Origin of the sequence: Actinoplanes italicus (assembly GCF_003001815.1) — a bacterium.
GTDB lineage: Bacteria > Actinomycetota > Actinomycetes > Mycobacteriales > Micromonosporaceae > Actinoplanes > Actinoplanes italicus.
This window is the reverse complement of the sequence record NZ_PVMZ01000029.1, coordinates 48,980-66,545: the sequence shown is the minus strand read 5'-3', so window position 1 is coordinate 66,545 and position 17,566 is coordinate 48,980. Positions and strand designations below refer to the sequence as shown.

16 protein-coding genes are annotated in these 17,566 nt (G+C 70.6%); 7 read left to right on the top strand and 9 right to left on the bottom strand.

The window, feature by feature from the left end; translation table 11 throughout:
* Positions 1-16: 16 nt before the first annotated feature.
* The 4 genes from CLV67_RS44500 to CLV67_RS44485 are packed head-to-tail and all read right to left on the bottom strand — an operon-like array spanning position 17 to position 3,908.
* Positions 17-844, bottom strand: a complete 828-nt coding sequence (locus CLV67_RS44500) for an ABC transporter permease (RefSeq protein ID WP_106329883.1) — start codon at positions 842-844, stop codon at positions 17-19.
* A complete protein-coding gene (locus tag CLV67_RS44495) occupies positions 841-1,680 on the bottom strand; it encodes an ABC transporter permease (protein WP_106329881.1) in 840 nt (279 codons plus the stop codon). The genes CLV67_RS44500 and CLV67_RS44495 overlap by 4 nt, the downstream gene beginning before the upstream one ends.
* A 1-nt stretch (position 1,681) precedes the next feature.
* A complete protein-coding gene (locus CLV67_RS44490) occupies positions 1,682-2,884 on the bottom strand; it encodes an ABC transporter substrate-binding protein (protein WP_106329879.1) in 1,203 nt (400 codons plus the stop codon).
* Complete coding sequence (locus tag CLV67_RS44485; RefSeq protein ID WP_106329877.1) at positions 2,877-3,908, bottom strand: ABC transporter ATP-binding protein; 1,032 nt, start codon at positions 3,906-3,908, stop codon at positions 2,877-2,879. The genes CLV67_RS44490 and CLV67_RS44485 overlap by 8 nt, the downstream gene beginning before the upstream one ends.
* Before the next feature lie 120 nt (positions 3,909-4,028).
* Between CLV67_RS44485 and CLV67_RS44480 the strand changes: the two genes are divergently transcribed.
* The 4 genes from CLV67_RS44480 to CLV67_RS44465 all read left to right on the top strand — a co-directional run bounded on the left by CLV67_RS44480 (position 4,029) and on the right by CLV67_RS44465 (position 8,919).
* Positions 4,029-4,751: a FadR/GntR family transcriptional regulator gene (locus CLV67_RS44480; protein ID WP_106329875.1), complete on the top strand. Its 723-nt coding sequence runs from the start codon at positions 4,029-4,031 to the stop codon at positions 4,749-4,751.
* Positions 4,752-4,762: 11 nt separating this feature from the next.
* Positions 4,763-5,449, top strand: coding sequence for a cache domain-containing protein (locus tag CLV67_RS44475; RefSeq protein ID WP_106329873.1), 687 nt, complete (start codon positions 4,763-4,765; stop codon positions 5,447-5,449).
* Positions 5,450-5,474: 25 nt separating this feature from the next.
* Entirely contained in the window at positions 5,475-7,532 is a 2,058-nt protein-coding gene (locus CLV67_RS44470) for a sensor histidine kinase (protein ID WP_106329871.1), read from the top strand.
* A gap of 151 nt (positions 7,533-7,683) precedes the next feature.
* Positions 7,684-8,919 (top strand): SGNH/GDSL hydrolase family protein, encoded by a 1,236-nt coding sequence (locus CLV67_RS44465; RefSeq protein WP_203737746.1) that lies wholly within the window; start codon positions 7,684-7,686, stop codon positions 8,917-8,919.
* Here the strand turns inward: CLV67_RS44465 and CLV67_RS44460 are convergent.
* Positions 8,837-9,442, bottom strand: coding sequence for a TetR/AcrR family transcriptional regulator (locus tag CLV67_RS44460; protein WP_203737745.1), 606 nt, complete (start codon positions 9,440-9,442; stop codon positions 8,837-8,839). The two genes, CLV67_RS44465 and CLV67_RS44460, sit on opposite strands and share 83 nt — an antisense overlap.
* Positions 9,443-9,498: 56 nt before the next feature.
* Here CLV67_RS44460 and CLV67_RS44455 point away from each other — a divergent pair, with 56 nt between their 5' ends.
* Positions 9,499-9,927, top strand: a complete 429-nt coding sequence (locus tag CLV67_RS44455; RefSeq protein WP_106329867.1) for a DoxX family protein — start codon at positions 9,499-9,501, stop codon at positions 9,925-9,927.
* Here CLV67_RS44455 and CLV67_RS44450 read toward each other — a convergent pair.
* The gene (locus tag CLV67_RS44450) at positions 9,917-10,720 is read right to left on the bottom strand and encodes an SDR family oxidoreductase (protein ID WP_106329864.1); all 804 of its coding nucleotides are present in this window, start codon (positions 10,718-10,720) and stop codon (positions 9,917-9,919) included. The two genes, CLV67_RS44455 and CLV67_RS44450, sit on opposite strands and share 11 nt — an antisense overlap.
* Before the next feature lie 352 nt (positions 10,721-11,072).
* Between CLV67_RS44450 and CLV67_RS44445 the strand changes: the two genes are divergently transcribed.
* Positions 11,073-12,173 carry a coiled-coil domain-containing protein gene (locus CLV67_RS44445; RefSeq protein ID WP_307833904.1) on the top strand — a complete coding sequence of 367 codons (1,101 nt, stop codon included), beginning with the start codon at positions 11,073-11,075 and terminating at the stop codon, positions 12,171-12,173.
* 431 nt (positions 12,174-12,604) lie between these two features.
* Positions 12,605-12,943 (top strand): RNA polymerase-binding protein RbpA, encoded by a 339-nt coding sequence (locus CLV67_RS44435; protein ID WP_045741810.1) that lies wholly within the window; start codon positions 12,605-12,607, stop codon positions 12,941-12,943.
* Between the two features lie 1,262 nt (positions 12,944-14,205).
* Here the strand turns inward: CLV67_RS44435 and CLV67_RS44430 are convergent.
* From CLV67_RS44430 to lnt, 3 genes are all read right to left on the bottom strand, one after another.
* Positions 14,206-14,715, bottom strand: coding sequence for an FxsA family protein (locus tag CLV67_RS44430; RefSeq protein WP_106329860.1), 510 nt, complete (start codon positions 14,713-14,715; stop codon positions 14,206-14,208).
* A 136-nt stretch (positions 14,716-14,851) separates the two neighbouring features.
* Positions 14,852-15,622: a polyprenol monophosphomannose synthase gene (locus CLV67_RS44425; protein ID WP_106329859.1), complete on the bottom strand. Its 771-nt coding sequence runs from the start codon at positions 15,620-15,622 to the stop codon at positions 14,852-14,854.
* Entirely contained in the window at positions 15,619-17,235 is a 1,617-nt protein-coding gene (gene lnt, locus CLV67_RS44420; protein WP_106329857.1) for an apolipoprotein N-acyltransferase, read from the bottom strand. The genes CLV67_RS44425 and lnt overlap by 4 nt, the downstream gene beginning before the upstream one ends.
* Positions 17,236-17,566 lie beyond the last annotated feature (331 nt).

Here is a 17,566-nt window from a genome sequence, read left to right as displayed (position 1 = left end):
TGCCGCGACCCTGCCTCTAAGCATCAGTGCTACCACGGAGAACTCCGGATGAAGGCCCGGCGATGCGCTGCGCCAGCCACACCGGCACCACGGACAGCACGATCAGCACCGCCGCGACGACGTTGACGATCGGCGCCTGGTTGGGCCGGAACAGGTTGTTGAAGATCCAGATCGGCAGTGTGGTGACTCCGGGCCCGGCCGTGAACGTGGTCACGATGATCTCGTCGAAGGAGAGCGCGAACGCCAGCAGCCCACCCGCGAGCAGCGCCGACCGGATCAGCGGAAACGTCACGTACCGGAAGGTCTGGAAGCCGGAGGCGCCGAGGTCGGCCGACGCCTCTTCCAGGTTGACGCCGGTACGCCGCAGCCGGGCGAGGACGTTGTTGTAAACGGTGACGACGCAGAACGTGGCGTGCCCGACGACCACCGAGAACAGGCCCTTGCCGATGCCGAGGTCGCCCATGACCGACCGCCAGGCGCTGTCCAGGGCGATGCCCGTGACGATGCCGGGCAGCGCGATCGGCAGCACCACCAGCAGCGACACGGTGTCGCGGCCGAAGAACTCGAACCGCTGCACGGCGAAGGCGATCATCGTGCCGAGCACCAGCGCGATCGCGGTGGCGGCGAGCCCGGCCTGGACCGAGGTGAGCAGCGCCTGCCGGGCGCCCTCGTTCTCCCAGGCCGCCGACCACCAGCGGGTGGTCAGGTCGCGGGGCGGCCAGGCGAAGGTCCGGTCGCCGTTGAACGAGTTGACCAGCACGAGCAGCAGCGGCACGTAGATGAAGACGAGGCCGGCGGCCATCACGGCACGCAGCGCCCAGCGGGCGGATGCGGAGAGGGTCACAGCTCCTCCAGGGCGCCGGAACGGCGGACCGCGACCAGGTAGATCACCATGATCAGGACGGGGACGCAGGCGATCGCGGCGGCGAACGGCAGATTGTTCGCGGCGCCGATGTTGGCGTAGACGACGTTGCCGATGAGCTGGGTCTTCCCGCCGACAATCTGGACGGTGATGTAGTCGCCGAGCGACAGCGAGAAGGTGAAGATCGACCCGGCGAGGACCGACGGGATCAACACCGGCAGGACCACGGACCGGAAGGTACGCCCGGCGCGCGCCCCGAGGTCGGCGGAGGCCTCGAGCAGCGAGTCCGGCAACCGTTCCAGCCCGGCGTAGATCGGCAGGATCATGTACGGCAGCCACAGGTACGACAGCACGAGGATGGTCGCGCCGATCCCGTACCCGGGTCCACCGAAGATCGAGTCCATCGGCCCGCCGTTGGCCAGCAGGATCCGCCACGCGTACGCCTTGACCAGGTAACTGGCCCACAGGGGCGTAAGAATGGCTATGACCAGTGCATTTTTGTACTTGGAAACTTTAGCCATGTAGAACGCCATCGGGATCGCGATCACCGCGCAGATGACGGTGACCGAGACGGCCACCCCGAGACTGCGCAGCGAGACGTTCCGGTAGACCTCCTCGGTGAGGATGGTCCGGAAGTTCGCGAGCGAGAACTCCCGGACCACCTCCCCGGTGAAGCCGTTCACGGTCCAGAACGCCGACACCAGGAGCACCGCGAGCGCGCCGAGATAGGCGACGACCAGCCAGAGCAGGGGCGCGGAGAGCAGGCCGGCCAGGCGCAGGCGCGGGTGCCGGTGCAGGTACGAACCGAGACTGGTCACGCTATCCCTTGATCGTCGTCCAGGCCTGGGTCCAGGCCGAGTAGTCCTTGCAGGTCACGTCGGTGCGCCCGTCGAGGCACTGCGCCAACGGGGTGGTCCAGTACCAGACCTGCTCGAAGTACTCCTCGTCCTCGGCGTGGAAGGTGGCGCAGTGGTTCTTGTCCGCGGTCTGCGCGCAGGACAGCTTGTTGGAGGGGGCCTCACCGAACCACTCGGCGACGCCGGCGTTGGCCTTCGGCGAGATGATGTGGTTCATCCAGAGGTACGCGCAGTTCGGGTGCGCGGCCTTGGCCGAGATCATCCAGGTGTCGGACCAGCCGGTGGCGCCCTCGCTGGGCAGGATCGCCTCGACGGGCGCGCCGTCGGCCTTGGTCAGGTTGACGATGACCTGCCAGGTGGTGCCGAGCACCGAGTTGCCGGCTTTGAACGCCTGGACCTCCTTGGTGTAGTCGGACCAGTACTCACCGATCAGCTCGTTCTGCTGCTTGAGCAGGTCGACGGCCGCCTGGAACTGGGTGTCGTCCAGGGCGTACGGATTGGTGATCTTGAGGTCGGGTTTGGTCTTCATGAGGTAGAGCGCCGCGTCGGCGATGTAGATCGGCGAGTCGTACGCGGTGATCTTGCCCTTGAACGGCGAGGCCGGGTCGAAGACCGCGCTCCACGAGGTGGGCGCCGGCTGCACCTGGTCGGTGCGGTACATCAGCAGGTTGGCGCCGCGGCCGTGCGGGACGCCGTAGGAGGCGCCGTCGACCGAGTTCCACCGCTGGTTCTTGAGCCCCTCGAAGACGTCCTTGTAGTTGCTGATCAGGTCGGTGTTGACCGGCGCGACGTCACCGCCGTAGATCAGCCGCAGCGACGCGTCACCGGAGGCCGACACCACGTCGTACTCGCCGGTCTTCATGAGCGCGACCATCTCGTCGGACGTACCGGCGATCTTGTTGTTGACCTGGCAGCCGGTCTCGGACTCGAAGCCGGTCACCCAGTCGACGGCCTTGTCGGTGCTGCCGTCCTCGACGTATCCGGCCCAGGAGACGACGTTGACGGTGCCCTCACCGGCACCGAGCGACGCCAGCTTGTCGATCTTCGGGACGGACAGCCCGCCGGGACCGGAGCCGGTGGACCCACTCGATCCGCCATCGCCGCATCCGGCCAGGGTGAGCACCCCGGCGGCCAGCGCCGCCATGACTATTCTTCCGCTACGCATGCGCGGTCTCCTTCGTTGCAGAGGGGATCTCGACGATGTGCTCGTCGTGCCAGGACAGGCGGACGCGATGACCACGGGCGACCAGCGGCGCGCCGCTGTGGCGGTTCTGGGCGACGACCACGACACGACTGCCCGCGTCGAGGTCGACGACGTACCTGGTGACGGGTCCCGCGTAGACGACCTCGGCGACGGTGCCTTCCGGACCGGAGTCGTCAGAGATCAAGATCTTCTCCGGGCGTACGGAGAAAGTGCCCTGCCGTCCGACGAGTGCCGCGGCGGCGGCACCGGTGAACACGTTGGACGTGCCGACGAAGCCCGCGACGAAGGAGCTCGCCGGACGCTCGTACACCTCCTCGGGTGTTCCGACCTGCGCGATGCGCCCCGTTTCGAAGACCGCGACCCGGTCGCTCATGGTGAGGGCCTCGTCCTGGTCGTGGGTGACGAAGACGAAGGTGATGCCGACCTCCCGCTGGATGGCCTTGAGCTCCACCTGCATCTGCTCGCGCAGTTTCAGGTCGAGCGCGCCGAGCGGTTCGTCGAGCAGCAGCACCTTGGGCCGGTTGACCAGCGCCCGGGCCAGGGCCACGCGTTGCCGCTGCCCGCCGGACATCGCCGCCGGACGGCGTGCGCCGAAGCCCTCGAGCCGCACGCCGGCCAGCGCCTCCTCGGCCCGCCTGCGGCGTTCGGCCCGTTTGACGCCGCGAACCTTCAGCCCGTACTCGACGTTCTCCAGCACGCTCATGTGCGGGAACAGCGCGTAGTCCTGGAAGACCGTGTTGACGTCGCGCTCGAACGGCGCCAGCCGGGTGACGTCCCGGCCTCCGAGATGGACGGTCCCGGCGGTGGGCAGCTCGAATCCGGCGATCATCCGCAGCACGGTCGTCTTGCCGGAGCCGGACGGGCCGAGCATCGAGAAGAACTCGCCGTCGGCGATGTCGAGGTCGATGCCGGCCACCGCGTCGACGGCGCCGAACGACTTGCGGAGCCCGGTGAGCCGGATCGCCGGGTCAGAGGAATCGGTCACGTGGAGAGCACCTTCTGAGAAGTCCCTGAGAGCGGTGCCGAAAACGTATGGCGTCAGACTTTAAAGGTCAAGACAGCCCGGTAACCAGCGCGTAAACAGCCGTGCGGAAGAATCAAGGACATGGAGACGGGCCGAGCCAGCGGGCGATCCGTGGTGTTCGCACCGCTGGATCCGCACAGCCGCGCCGAGACCGTGGTCCGGCGGCTCACCGACGCCATCACGTTCGGGCTGCTCACCGACGCCGAACAGCTGCCCAGCGAGGCCGACCTGGCCGCGCAGTTCGGCGTCTCCCGGGTGACCGTCCGCGAAGCCCTGGTCGCCCTGCGGCACAAGAACCTGGTGGAGACCCGCCGCGGGCGTGGCGGCGGCAGTTTCGTGCGTGCCCCGTCCGGCGGCGGGCTGCGCACCCGCGTCGCCGAGCTGAGCCTGCCCAACCTGCGCGACACCACCGACCACTACGCGGCGATCGCGGGCGCCGCCGCACGGCTGGCCGCCCAGCGGGCCGACGCCGACGACATCCTGCGCATCGAGGAGGTCGACGCCGACGTCGCCGGTCCGCTGCACCGGATGGAGCGGGCGTACCACCTCGAGGTGGCAGCTGTCGCACAGTCCGCACGACTGGCCCGCGAGGAGGTGCGCTTCGCTACCGAATTGGGAACACTGCTGTGGTCGCCGGTTCTCCCGAGCGACGACCGCGCATATGATCCGCACGCCGACCACAGGGCGATCACGGCCGCCATCGCGGCGGGCGACGGCGACCTGGCCCGGCAGCTCACCGAGGAACACATCGAGAAGGCCGTCGAGCGCCTGGTCACCCTGCACCTGACGCTGATCGAGCAGTGAAGGCGGGTCCCATGGGACGTACGACCACCCATGAAACAGCAGCCGCAGCCCTGACCGAACAGATCGCCGAGCACGCCTTCGCCACCGCCGACGAACTGCGCCGCCGCTTTCAGGGAAACCGTGATCTGGCCGGCCTGCGGCCACACGTGATCGCCGCGCTCGGCGGCCTGATCAGCGGCGCCGGGGTGATCACCGCGGGCCGCCCGCAGGAGCTGGAGTGGTGGATGGGCGCCGACCCGGCCCAGCGCACCCAGCTCGTCCTGGACCTCGACCCGGCCAGCGACACCTTCGTCGACCTGGGCCGCCAGCCGTGGTTCGCCGTCCCCCGCGACACCGGCCGCCGCCACGTGACCGGCCCGTACGTGGACTACGTCTGCGCCGAGCAGTACGCGCTCACCTTCACCGTCCCGATCATCGAGGACGGCCGGTTCGCCGGGATCGCCGGCGCGGACGTGTTCGTGGCCGACTTCGAACGCGCGGTACGCCCCGCCCTGCGCGCGGTCGGCAGCCCGGCGGCGCTGGTCAACACGCACGGCCGGGTGGTCGCCGGCACGACCGCCCAGCACCTGGCCGGTTCCCTGATCCGGGACGCCGAGATCCGTACCGCACTGCTGGAGCACACACCGCTCACCCTGCCCGGCGGGGTCGATCTGACGCCGTGCGGCACGCTGCCTTTGACGGTCCTGACCTGGTCCTAGGCAAAGCAGTGCCATAGTCGGAAATATGCGGACGGGTTTGCGGTTCCTGGCCGCGCCGTTCGCGGTGTGGCTGGTACTGACCTGCCTCGGCGCGGGCGCGCTCCTCTGGGTCGAGCTCACCACCAAGCAGGGGGTCATCGACCGCTACCACGACCGCGTCGGCCTGACCGCCAACCTGGTCGAGAGCACCGTCAAGGACCTGATCGAGCGGGAACGCACCCAGGCCATGGCGTTCCTCACCGACGAGGTCGTCAGCCAGCGTGACTTCACCCGCTCGGTCGGCGGCTTCGGCTACCCGGCGGCCGTGCTGCTCGACAGCGAGGGCCGGCTTCTGCGGGTCATCCCGTCGAACCCGGCTCTGCTGGGCGAACCCCTCGCCGACCGTTACCCGCATCTGTGGACCGCGGTGCACGACCTCCGGCCCGCGGTCTCCCCGGTGGTGGCCTCGGCCGCGCGCGGGCTGCCGGTCGTCGCGTTCGCCGTGCCGTTCGAGACGCCGTACGGCCTGCGCGTCTTCTCCGGCGCGGTGGCCGTCGGCAAGGGCCCGATCGCCGGTTACCTCAAGAACGCCATCACCCTGGACCAGGTGCGGGTGCAGCTGGTGGACACCTCGGACGCCATCGTCGCCACCAACCAGGACCGTGCCGAGAACGTCGCCCTGCTGGCCAACGAGGAGCCCACCCTGTCAGCCGCCCTGCGCGGCGCCGACGAGGGCCGGTACCGGGCGGGCGACCAGTGGTGGCGATACACCTCGCTACATGTGCAGGGCACCCCGTGGCGGTTGTCGGCCGCCGTGCCCGAGGACGTGCTGTTCGCCAACACCGCCGGTAGCCGCGCCGCCGGACGGGCCGCGCTGTTCACTGCCTCCGGCGTCGGCCTGCTCGTCGTCGCGGCCACCGCCCGGGCCCGCCGCAACCGCCGTGAGCTGCACTCCACCGAGCAGCGGTTCCGCAAATTGTTCGACAACTCGCGCATCGGCATGGCCGTGGCCGACCTCGACGGCCGGTTCCTGCGGGTCAACCCGGCCCTGTGCAACATGCTCGGCCGTTCCGAGGCCAGGCTGGTGGGCGTCAACTTCGCCGAGATCACCCACCCCGACGACCTGGAATCCTGCCAGCGGTGCATCCGCGACTGCCTGTCCGGCCGGATCGACGGCTTCGACATGGAGAAACGCTACGTCCACGACGACGGCCATCCGGTCGAGGTGGTGATCACGGCGGGTCTGCTGCGCGACGAGGAGGGCCGCAACCAGTACTTCGCCACGCAGATCATCGACGTGACCGAACGCCGCATGCTGGAACGCGCCCGCCGCGAGGACGCCGCCGAACTGGCCCGCCACGCCGAACGCCTCGAGCACGCCAACGAGCAGATGGCCGACTTCATGGCCATGCTCAGTCACGACGTACGCCAGCCGCTCACCACCATCGTCTCGGCCGGGGAGATGCTGCTCGACGACTGGACCGACATGCCGGACGAGACCCGCCGGCACTACCTGCGCCGCATGACCACCGGTGGCCACCGGGCCGAACAGCTGGTCAGCGAGATCCTCACGCTCGCCCAGCTGGACGCCGGGGCCCTCACCGCCCGCCCGGTCCGGCTCGACGTCGCGCACGCCGCCCGGCAGGCCGTCACCGCCCAGGGCTACGACACCGCCCAGGGCGTCACCGTCACCGCCCCGGACCAGGCGATGGCCACCGCTGACCCGGTCCACCTCGCGCTGCTGCTGGGCAACCTGCTGGCCAACGCGGTCAAGTACGGAGCCCCGCCGATCAACGTGACGGTCCGTCCCGACCGCGACCGGGTCCTCGTCAAGGTCGGTGACCACGGCGAGGGCGTACCGGCCGCGTTCGTCCCGCACCTGTTCGAGCGCTTCACCCGGGCCGACACCGGTGTGGCCACCACCAAACCGGGCACCGGTCTCGGCCTCTACCTCGTGGCCCGCCTGGCCCAAGCCTCCGGCGGCACCATCGAGTACCGACCCAACCAGCCGCGCGGCGCGATGTTCGTGCTCTCCCTGCCCTGCACACCCCGCACCGCACTGCCCGCCGCCACCGAGGCCGGCACCCCCGCCCCCGTCCTCTGAGCTCCGCCGTCCCCAGGTCAACGGCACGGTCAAGGCCATCTCGTACGCCTGCACGCTCGACACCGCGGCCAACGTGAAGTCGATCGTCACGGCCGGCGCCGGCACGGGCGAGCTCGGCATCTGAGCCGCGTTCCGATGACAGGATGAGGTCATGCGGCGAGCGGCGGTGTTTCTGCTGCTGCTCGCCGCGGGCTGCACGGCTCCCGCCCCCGTGCCACCGCCGGGACAACCGCCGTCACCGTCACCGTCCGCGCCGCTGCCCTGGGTCGGCACCTGGGCCACGGCTGTCGAGGGAGGTGGCCGCCCGTTCGACGGCCACACGCTGCGTCAGAGCGTGCACACCAGCATCGGCGGTGACATCGCCCGCCTCCGGTTGACCAACGAGTTCGGCGACCGGCCGCTGATGGTCGGCGCCGTGCGGCTGGGCGGATCCGTCCCGGTGACCTTCGGCGGCACAGCCTCGGTCACGATCCCCGCGGGTGGCACCGCCACCAGCGACGAGGTGCCGTTCGACGTCCCCGCCGGCGGCGACGTGACCGTCAGCATGTACCTGCCGTCACCGACCGGCCCGAGCACCCGCCACGCCATCGCGGTGCGCCACAACCAGGTCGCCGCCGGCGATCAGACGTCGGCCGGGCGGCTGACCGCACCGAAGAACGAGTCGAGCTGGTTCTTCCTGGCCGGCCTGGACGTGCGGTCGGACGCCGGGGCGGTGGTGGCGTTCGGCGCGTCGATCACCGACGGGCTGGGTTCGGCGTCCGGCGCGAACCGCCGCTGGCCGGACCTGCTGTCGGACCGGCTGCGCGCGGCGGGTCTGCCGGTGGCGGTGCTCAACGCCGGGATCAGCGGGAATCGCCTGCTCGCCGACGACCGCGGCCCGAGCGGCATGAGCCGGTTCGAACGGGACGTGCTCCGGCAGCCGGGCGCCCGATGGGCGATAATCTCCGACGATCCACTGAACGATCTCGGGGCCGCCGATCCGCCGTCCGCGGACCGGATCGTGGCCGCGCTGCGGGAGCTGATCTCCCGGGCGCACGCCGCGGGCCTGCGGGTGATCTGCTCGACCCTGACACCGTTCGAGGGCGCGGGTTACTTCAACGAGCGGGCCGAGCGGGGCCGGGCCCAGGTCAACGCGTTCGTGCGCTCCGCGGACAGCGGTTGCGACGCGGTCCTGGACCAGGACGCCGCGACCCGTGATCCCGCCCGTCCCACCCGCTTCCTGCCGCGTCACGACTCCGGCGATCACCTGCACCCGTCCGCCGACGGGTTCCAGGCGATCGCCGACGCCGTCGACCTGTCGTGGTTCACCGCCGGCCGGCCGGCAGCGGACGGGCCACCACCTTCCGCGCGTCCCCCTCGACCAGCCCGAACATCCGCAACAGGCTGACCGCGAGCCGGTCCGCGGCCTGATCGACCAGGCCCGGGTCGTCGGCCGCCAGGTTGAGCCGCAGCACGCCGAGCAGAGAGCCGTTGACGCACGCGAACGCCACCTCGGCGTCGTCGAAGCAGAGCCGCCCGACCGCGTGCGCGTGCCGTAGGTCGCCGATCGGCCAGGCACCCGGGTAGCTCAGCCCGGCGCGGTCGATGACCCGGGCGAGCGACGGGTGGGTGCGCGGGAGGCGGGCGGTGAGCCGCACCGCCACGGCGAGCGCCTCGGCCGGGTCGGTGAGCCCGCCGGTGGCCGCCGTGATCAGGGCACGGTGCTCGTCGGCGACCGAGGCGACGGCCAGGTCGAACAGCTCCTGCTTGGACGGGAAGTGGTTGTAGAAGCTGCCGAATCCGACGTCGGCCGCGTCGGTGATCTCCTGGATGCTGACGCCGGCGGGGTCACGGCTGGTCAGCAGCGTACGAGCGGCGTCGATGAGCGCGGCGCGGGTCTGTGCCTTGCGCCGTTCGAGTCGCCCCGTCATGGCGGCCAGTTTATGCCACCTCATAATTGATGAGATCATCAGTTATGATGCCATCCATGAACATCGTGAGAGCGTTCGGGCAGGCCCTCCTCGGCACGGTCCTGACGTTCGCCGGCATCACCCACCTGACCGTGGCCCGCAGCGAGTTCCAGGCTCAGGTGCCGGACTGGTTCCCGATCGACGCCGACTTCGTGGTCCTGGCGTCCGGCGTCGTCGAGATCACCCTCGGCGTGGCGCTGCTGACCGTGTGGAAACAGCCGGCACGCGGCATCGTCGGCGCGATCGCGGCGCTGTTCTTCGTGGTGATCTTCCCGGGCAACATCGCCCAGTGGCTCGAGCACAAGGACGGCTTCGGCCTGGACACCGACACGAAGCGGTTCGTCCGCCTGTTCTTCCAGCCGCTGCTGGTGCTGTGGGCCCTCGCCGCGACCCGGGCGATCGGCACCCTGCGCGAGCTACGTCACCGGCAGCGCGTCAGCGGCTGAGATCGTGCCTGCGGTGCACGATCCTCTCGACGACACCGCCCGGCAGCAGCCGCCGCAGCGCGAACACCGCCGGAGCGTTGCTGCCCACGGCGTACCGTGCCTTCGGCCGCGCCGCCTCGACCGCCGACACGATCGTCGCCGCCACCTTCTCCGCCGTGATCCCGGCCCGCTCGTTACGGTCCAGAGCCGCGAGCATCCGCCCGAAGTCCTCCCGGTACGGCGAGCCGGCCCCGATGTACTTCGTGCGCCGCTCACTGATCCCGGTCGCGATCGACCCCGGCTCCACGGTCGTCAGCCAGACCCCGAACGGCGTCAGCTCGTGCCGTGCCCCGTTGCTGAACCCCTTGATCGCCGCCTTCGACGCGACATAGGACGACCGGTACGCCAGCGGGAACGACGCCAGCATCGACCCGACCATCACGACCCGCCCGTAGCCACGCTCACGCATCCCCGGCAACGCCAGCTGCGTCAGGCGTACCGGCCCCAGGACGTTGACCTGAAAGATCCGCCGCAGCGCCTCACCGGGCAGCTCCTCGATCGGCCCGGACTGACTCTCCCCGGCGTTGTTGATCAGCACGTCCACCCCGGCCAGCGCCGGCGCGAGACTCTCGATCGACGCGTCGTCGCCGAGGTCGAGCGGCAGATACTCGACACCGTCGGCCCGCTGCTCCGGCTTCAGCGACTCCGGGTCACGGCTGGTCCCGAGCACGCGAAACCCACGAGCGGCGAGCGCCGCGGCGGTAGCCTTCCCGATCCCCGACGAGGCCCCGGTCACCAGCGCAGTGCGTCCCATCGGAGAACCTTAAAGCCTCTCGGGTACGCCCACACAACCACCACCCGCGACGCCGTGCGGCGCCACCCGGTGTTCATGGCTCTCCACTGCTGCCCCGTGCTCCGCCCGGCACGGCGTGGTCCGGGAGAGACGGATGGCTGATCATGTAGGTGGGTACCGGTGTGGTTGCCGGGCCGCCGGGGTCGGCGCGCATAGGGTTGGCGGTGTTATGACTGTGCAGGATTCCGAAACCGAGACCCGTCCCTGCGCCCACTGCGGGCGCCCCGTGCCGCAGCGTGCGTCCGCCGGGCGGCCGTTCCGCTACTGCCGCGACAACGACGGTGAATGTCAGCGTGCCTCCCGCAATGTTCGGATGCGGCACCGTCAGTCGCCGGGGCTCGCCGGGCAGGTGGCCCGGACGTGGGAGGTGGTGGACCGTCTCGATCAGCTCGTCGGTTCACTGACCGAGGCGCTGCATTCGGAGATGTCGCCGGCCGGTGTCGAGCGGCAGGTCGCCGAGGTGCGGGCGGAGACGTCCGGACAGGTGGCGGCCGCACACGCGGAACGTGACGACGCCCGCCGCGACGCCGACCAGGCGACCACCGCGGCGGCCGCCGCGCAGCAGCTGGCAGCGGCGGCGACGGCCGAACGTGACGAGGCACGGCAGCAGGCCACCGACGCCCAGCGCACCGCCGAGGAGGCCGACAGGCGGGCGCAGGAGGCGCTGACGGCGCGCGACGAGGCGGTACGCGCCGCCACGACCGCGGTGGCGCTGCGGGAACGGGCCGAGGCCGAGCGGGACACGGCGGCCGACGAGCTCGGCGGCGCCCGGCGTGAACTGCAGGAGGTCCGCGGGCAGCGCGACACCGCCGAACGTGACCTGAAGACGGCGATTCAAGATTTCAAGGACTTCCGCGGTACGGCCGAAGCAGCGCAACGCCACGCGCAGGAGGAACTGACAGCCGTCCGGGAGCAGCTGGAACAGGTCTCGGCCTCGGCCGTCGCGGACCGTCAGCGCGCCGACACCGCCGGACGCGACCGTGACGACGCCGCCGAACAGGCCCGCCGGGCACGGGCGGAGGCGACCGCCGCACAGGAGAGCCTGGTCGCGGTCACGGCCGAACGGGACGGCTTCCGGCGTACCCACGAAGATCTTGAAAGGTCTCTCGAACGGGCCGTGCGGGAGCAGGCCGACCTGGAACGGCGCCTCACGTCCGCCCGCGCCGACGCCGACGCCGCGCACGAGCGGGTCGCCCAGCTGACGTCGCAGGTCAGTGACCTGGCGGCGGCGTTGGCCGCTCTGGGCAGCGGCCGCCCCGGTCCGGCACCGGCCTTCGCGCAGCCTGCCGCCCCGGCCCAGCTCACCGCGTCCGCCCAGCCCGCCGCCTCCGCCCCGGCCCAGCTCACCGCGTCCGCCCAGCCCGCCGCCTCCGCTCCGGCCCCCGCTCAGCCCACCGCCTCCGGCAACAGCTGACGGGTGTGTGCGCCGAGATCCGGGGTAGGCATCAAGGGAGGAGGACCGAGTGGTGAACATTCTCACGTTCGGTGGGGGTTCGCGAGTGTGCGGAAGCCTTCAGCGCAGGCTGTCATAGCCGATCACTACGGTGTGGGCAGCTCCGAGTGACCGAAGGTGCCGTGAATTACGAGTGAATCCGAACGAGTGACCGACATCGCACCAACCGAAGAAGCGTCAAACAATCATAAAGTGGACCAAGGTCCATTCGGACGCCGGTTCGGTTTGCGAGCTGGGGTGAGTGGCCGGTTACGCTCATAGCGTTAACACTGTTGATACCAGCGGTGCGAACAGACTTTGACGGCCGTCGGGGGTTCCGGCGGAGGAATCCCGCGGCCGTCCCTTTCGTTACACCAACGGAAGCAGCACCACGAGCGAGGGGAAAGCCGATCATGGGCGAACGCATGCTGCGCGGCAGCCGTCTTGGCGCAGTCAGCTACGAGTCCGACCGTAACACCGAGCTGGCGCCCCGACAGACCCGCGAGTTCCTGTGCGCGAAGGGTCACCAGTTCGAGGTGCCGTTCGCCGTCGATGCCGAGGTGCCGACCACCTGGGAGTGCAAGTTCGACGGCAGCGTCGCCCGTCTGGTCGACGGCAGCGAGCCGGAGCAGAAGAAGGCCAAGCCGCCGCGCACCCACTGGGACATGCTTCTGGAGCGGCGCTCGATCGCCGAGCTGGAGGACATCCTCAACGAGCGGCTGCAGGAGGTCCGCACCCGCCGCGGCCGTTGAGGTAACCCGCACGACAACGAGAAAGCCGCCCCGGTTCTGCCGGGGCGGCTTTTCGCTGTCAGCGGCCGCCCTCGCCACCGGTCAACGGCCGACGCGGCTGCCCCGGCCGTGTCACCTTGCGTGGCCACCCGTGCGCAAACCGGACCACCGATCACCACACTCAACCGAATCCCACTCGCACGGCCCCCGAAACCCGCCCCCAGACCACAAATCCCCACGCGCCACGCTACGGCCAGCCGGCTCGCGCCGGGCTTGGACACCCGCCACCGCCCGCCTCCGACCCTGTGCACCCATCGCTGCCCGCCGCGGCCCCGTGCACGCCTCACCACCCACGCGGCTCCCACGCGCAACCGGCATCCAAGGTCCACAGCGACCAACCGATGTTGAACAACTCTTATCGCCGGGGCAGTAATCGCCGCACAGGTTCACGCCGAACCGTAACGACTGCACAAGGTCCCCGGCCGCCAGAAGTAGGCAGGGCTCAGCCACCCCGAGCAGGCCCCGCCCCGGACGCCCGCGACGCCCGCGACGCCCGCGACGCCCGCGACGCCCTTCAGATGCGCAGATCTTGTGAGGTTCAGCCGCCATCTCGACCTGAACCTCACAAGATCTGCCGCCAAGAAGGCGAAGCGACGAAGCGTCGGGCGATCTTGTGCGACTACGCCGCTCGAGCGACCACAACCTCACAAGATCGCCAGCATGGAAACGGTGAGGCGAGAGCGGTGAGGCGAGACGGTAGGGCGGGAGCGGTAGGGCGGAAGCGGTGAGGCGAGACGGCGGCGCCGAGACGGATAGGCGCTCGACGCAACCGTGCAGGCTGACGGCAAACGGCCGGTGGCGGTGCCGACTCCTGTCAGCGTCGGCCGAAGGCGGTGCCAGCCGGAGACGGTGCCGGCCGGAGACAGTACTGGCCGGAGACGGTGCCAGCCGGAGACAGTACTGGCCGGAGACGGTGCCAACCGGAGACAGTACTGGCCGGAGACGGTGCCAACCGGAGACAGTACTGGCCGGAGACGGTGCCAACCGGAGACAGTACTGGCCGGAGACGGTGCCAACCGGAGACAGTACTGGCCGGAGACGGTGCCAACCGGAGACAGTACTGGCCGGAGACGGTGCCAACCGGAGACAGTACTGGCCGGAGACGGTGCCAACCGGAGACAGTACTGGCCGGAGACGGTGCCAACCGGAGACGGTGCCAGCCGGAGACGGTGCTGAGCAGGGTGGCCGAGGCGGGGCGTCTACCGGGGCGGGAAGCCGCCGCGCTAGCGGACGATCTCGCCCTCGATGGCGGCGGCCGGCGTGGTGGCGCGCGGCTCGTCGACGACCACGACGGTGACCGGGTCGCTCTGGTGGACCCGGACGCGGCGGGGGCCGAACAGGTCTCCGGTGGCCGCTCCGCCGAGGCGGCGCTCGGCGGCCCGCTCGACGCCGCGGCGGATCAGGACCCGGCTGGGGGGCAGCAGGGCGATCAGACCGACGACGCCGGTGATGAAGCCGGGCAGGGCCAGCAGCAGGCCGCCGGTGAGGCCGATGAGCGAGTTGGTCACCTCGGTGGCCGGGGGCCGGCCGGCGCGGGCGGCTTCCTGGAAGGCGCGGAAGCCGCGGACGCCCTCGCGGCGCAGCAGCACGATGCCGGCGGCGCTGGACGCGGCGAGCAGCACGGCCGCCCAGAGGAAGCCGATGGCGTGCGCGACGGACACGAAGGCCAGGAACTCCGCGAAGGCGAGCAGCGGGAACGCGAGAGGTAGATAGGCCAGTCTGCTACGCCGCATGGGTGATCCTCCGAGGGTGTCCCGAGCCCGCCTCACGACGGGCTCGGTCAAGCATGACACCTCTGACTGAGGGCCTTCTCAGCCAGAGCCGGAGACGTTCCCAGCAGACACACAGGAGGCGTGCCGGAAGGCGTACTCAGCGGGGCTTGCGGCCGACCAGCGTGAGCAGGCTCTCCTTGCGCGACTGCACGCCCCACAGCGTGACCCGCAGCAGCTGTTCCTTGAAGATGTTGCCGCTCATCTTGCTGACACCGATTTCGCGCTCGGTGAACGTGATCGGCACCTCGATCATGCGGAAACCCTGCCGGTACGAGCGCCAGGTCATCTCGACCTGGAACGAGTAGCCGGTGGACGCGATCGTCGCGACGTCGATCTTGTCGAGGACGGCGATGCGGTAGGCGCGGTAGCCGGCGGTGGCGTCCTTGAACGGCATGCCCAGCGCCATCCGGATGTACAGGTTGCCGCACCGCGACAGCAGCAGCCGCCGCAGCGGCCAGTTGTGCACGGTGCCGCCGGGGATGTAGCGGGTGCCGATGACGGCGTCGTGGTCGGCGAGCGCGTCGAGCAGGCGGTGCAGCTCCTCGGGAGCGTGCGAGCCGTCCGCGTCCATCTCGACGACCGCGTCGTAGCCCTTCTCCTTGGCCCACTGGAAGCCGGCCTTGTAGGCCTCGCCGAGGCCCTCCTTGCCGGCCCGGTGCATGACGAAGATCTGACCGTCGGCCTCGGCGAGCTCGTCGGCGATGGCGCCGGTGCCGTCCGGGGAGTTGTCGTCGGCGATCAGGATGTCGACGGTAGGGGTGGCCTTGCGCACCCGCTCGGTGATCACCCGGACGTTGTCCGCCTCGTTGTACGTGGGGATGATCACGAGGACCCGTCCCACTCCCGGGTAACCTTCCGCCTCGCTCACCGTTCCTCCGAACCCGTCACGTCGCCACTGTCGATTATCGCCCGCCGGCGGCGCAGGGGCAGCGCGACTAGGAGGGCGACGACCGTACCAAAGACGATCGACACCTCGGGCCAGATGCCCGAACGAGTCGCCAGCGTACTGGGTCCGTCCAGTCGCATGTCACGCACCACCACCGCAGCGGTGTTGAAACCGGTCGAACCGTATACAGCACCTTGGGCATCCACAAAGCCGGACACACCGACCGTGGAGACCATGAGCGCCTCCCGGCCGTGCTCGACGGCACGCAGCCGGACCATGGCCAGCTGCTGGCGCGCCTCGGCCTCGTTGAAGGTGGCGTTGTTGGTCTGTACGGCGAGGATCTGCGCGCCGCCGACGACCGTGTCGCGGACGATGTCGTCGTAGGCGACCTCGAAGCAGATCACGTCGCCGAGCACGGCCGCGCCGGTGTCGACGACGCCCGGCCGGTCGCCGGCGAGCATGTTGCGGACCAGGTCGACCTTGTCGCTGACGAGCCGGGCGATCGGGCGCAGCGGCATGTACTCGGCGAACGGCACCGGGTGGCGTTTGGCGTACTGCTGGTCCAGGTCCGGGCCGGCGCCGCCGGGGCGCCACAGGATGCCCACGTTGTAGAAGTCGCCGTCCACGTCGGTGCGCTGCAGGGTGCCGACCAGGATCGGCGCGTTGATCGCGTCGGCGGCGGACTGGATCAGGGCGGCCGCGTCGTCGTTGCGCAGCGGGTCGATGTCGCTGGAGTTCTCCGGCCAGACGACCAGGCCGGGCTGCTTCTGCTTTCCGGCGGCTACGTCGGCGGCCAGGCCGAGGGTGGCGTTGACGTGGTTGTCGAGCACGGCCCGCCGCTGGGCGTTGAAGTCCAGGCCGAGCCGCGGCACGTTGCCCTGCACGATCGCGACGGTGGTGGACGCACCGGCCGGTGCGGTCAGCGGCACGGCCGCGGGGGCGAGGGTCAGCACGACCGCCACGGCCGCGAATCCGGCGGCGCCGAGCAGACCGGCCCTCGTCCAGCGCCGCCAGGCCAGCGCGACGAGGGCGCCGCCGGTGACGGCCACGACGAACGTGACCAGCGGGGCGCCGCCCCACGCGGCCAGCCGCAGCACCGGCGCGTCGCCCTGGCTGAACGCGAGCCTGCCCCACGGGAAGCCGCCGAAGGGGGTCCGGTCGCGCAGGAACTCCTGCGTGGTCCAGATCAGGCCGGTCAGCAGCGGCCACGACGCCCGCCACCGGTCGGCGACCGGCGACAGCCACGATCCCGCCAGCCCGGCCAGACCCACGTAGAAGGCCTGCGACAAGGACAGGATCATCCAGGGCAGCCAGCCGGCGGCGATCGCGGTCCAGTCGAGCAGGGGCACGAACAGCGCCAGCCCGGCGAGGAAGCCGAGACCGAGACCGGCCCGCAGACGCCGCCGGTGCACGGCCGCGGCGAGCAGCGCCACCCCGGCCGGGGACAGCCACCACAGGTCGTACGGCGGCAGGGCCAGCAGCAGGGCCGCACCCGCGGCGACGGCGAGGGCCACCGCCACCGGCAGCCGCAGCGGGGGCCCGGGCGTCTGCGCCGCGGGACCCGGCTCGGACAGCGCCGGCGGAGGCATAGTCATTTCCACGCCAGGCAGGCTACCCGCCGGTGAGCAGGGACGACGGAGGGGCGCGGTCACAGTTTCGACCACGCCCCTCGAGTGCTTCCGCCCTCTTCACGGCCGGTGTGATCCGGCGGACTCGCCATGACCTTCGGACCGACCCGCCGCGTGCCGGCTGCCCGCGTCGTGCCGTTGTCTACTGGTCATGGACCCGGCCTCCGGAGGGGCCACCCGTGCGTGGCCCGCCTCGTGCCGTCTGTGTCGCCCGCCCCCTGGACCTGGCAGAACGCGCGACCCCTGCGGGGACTGCGGGCCAGTGGGTGAGGACACGTGGAACAGGACCTGAAGACGG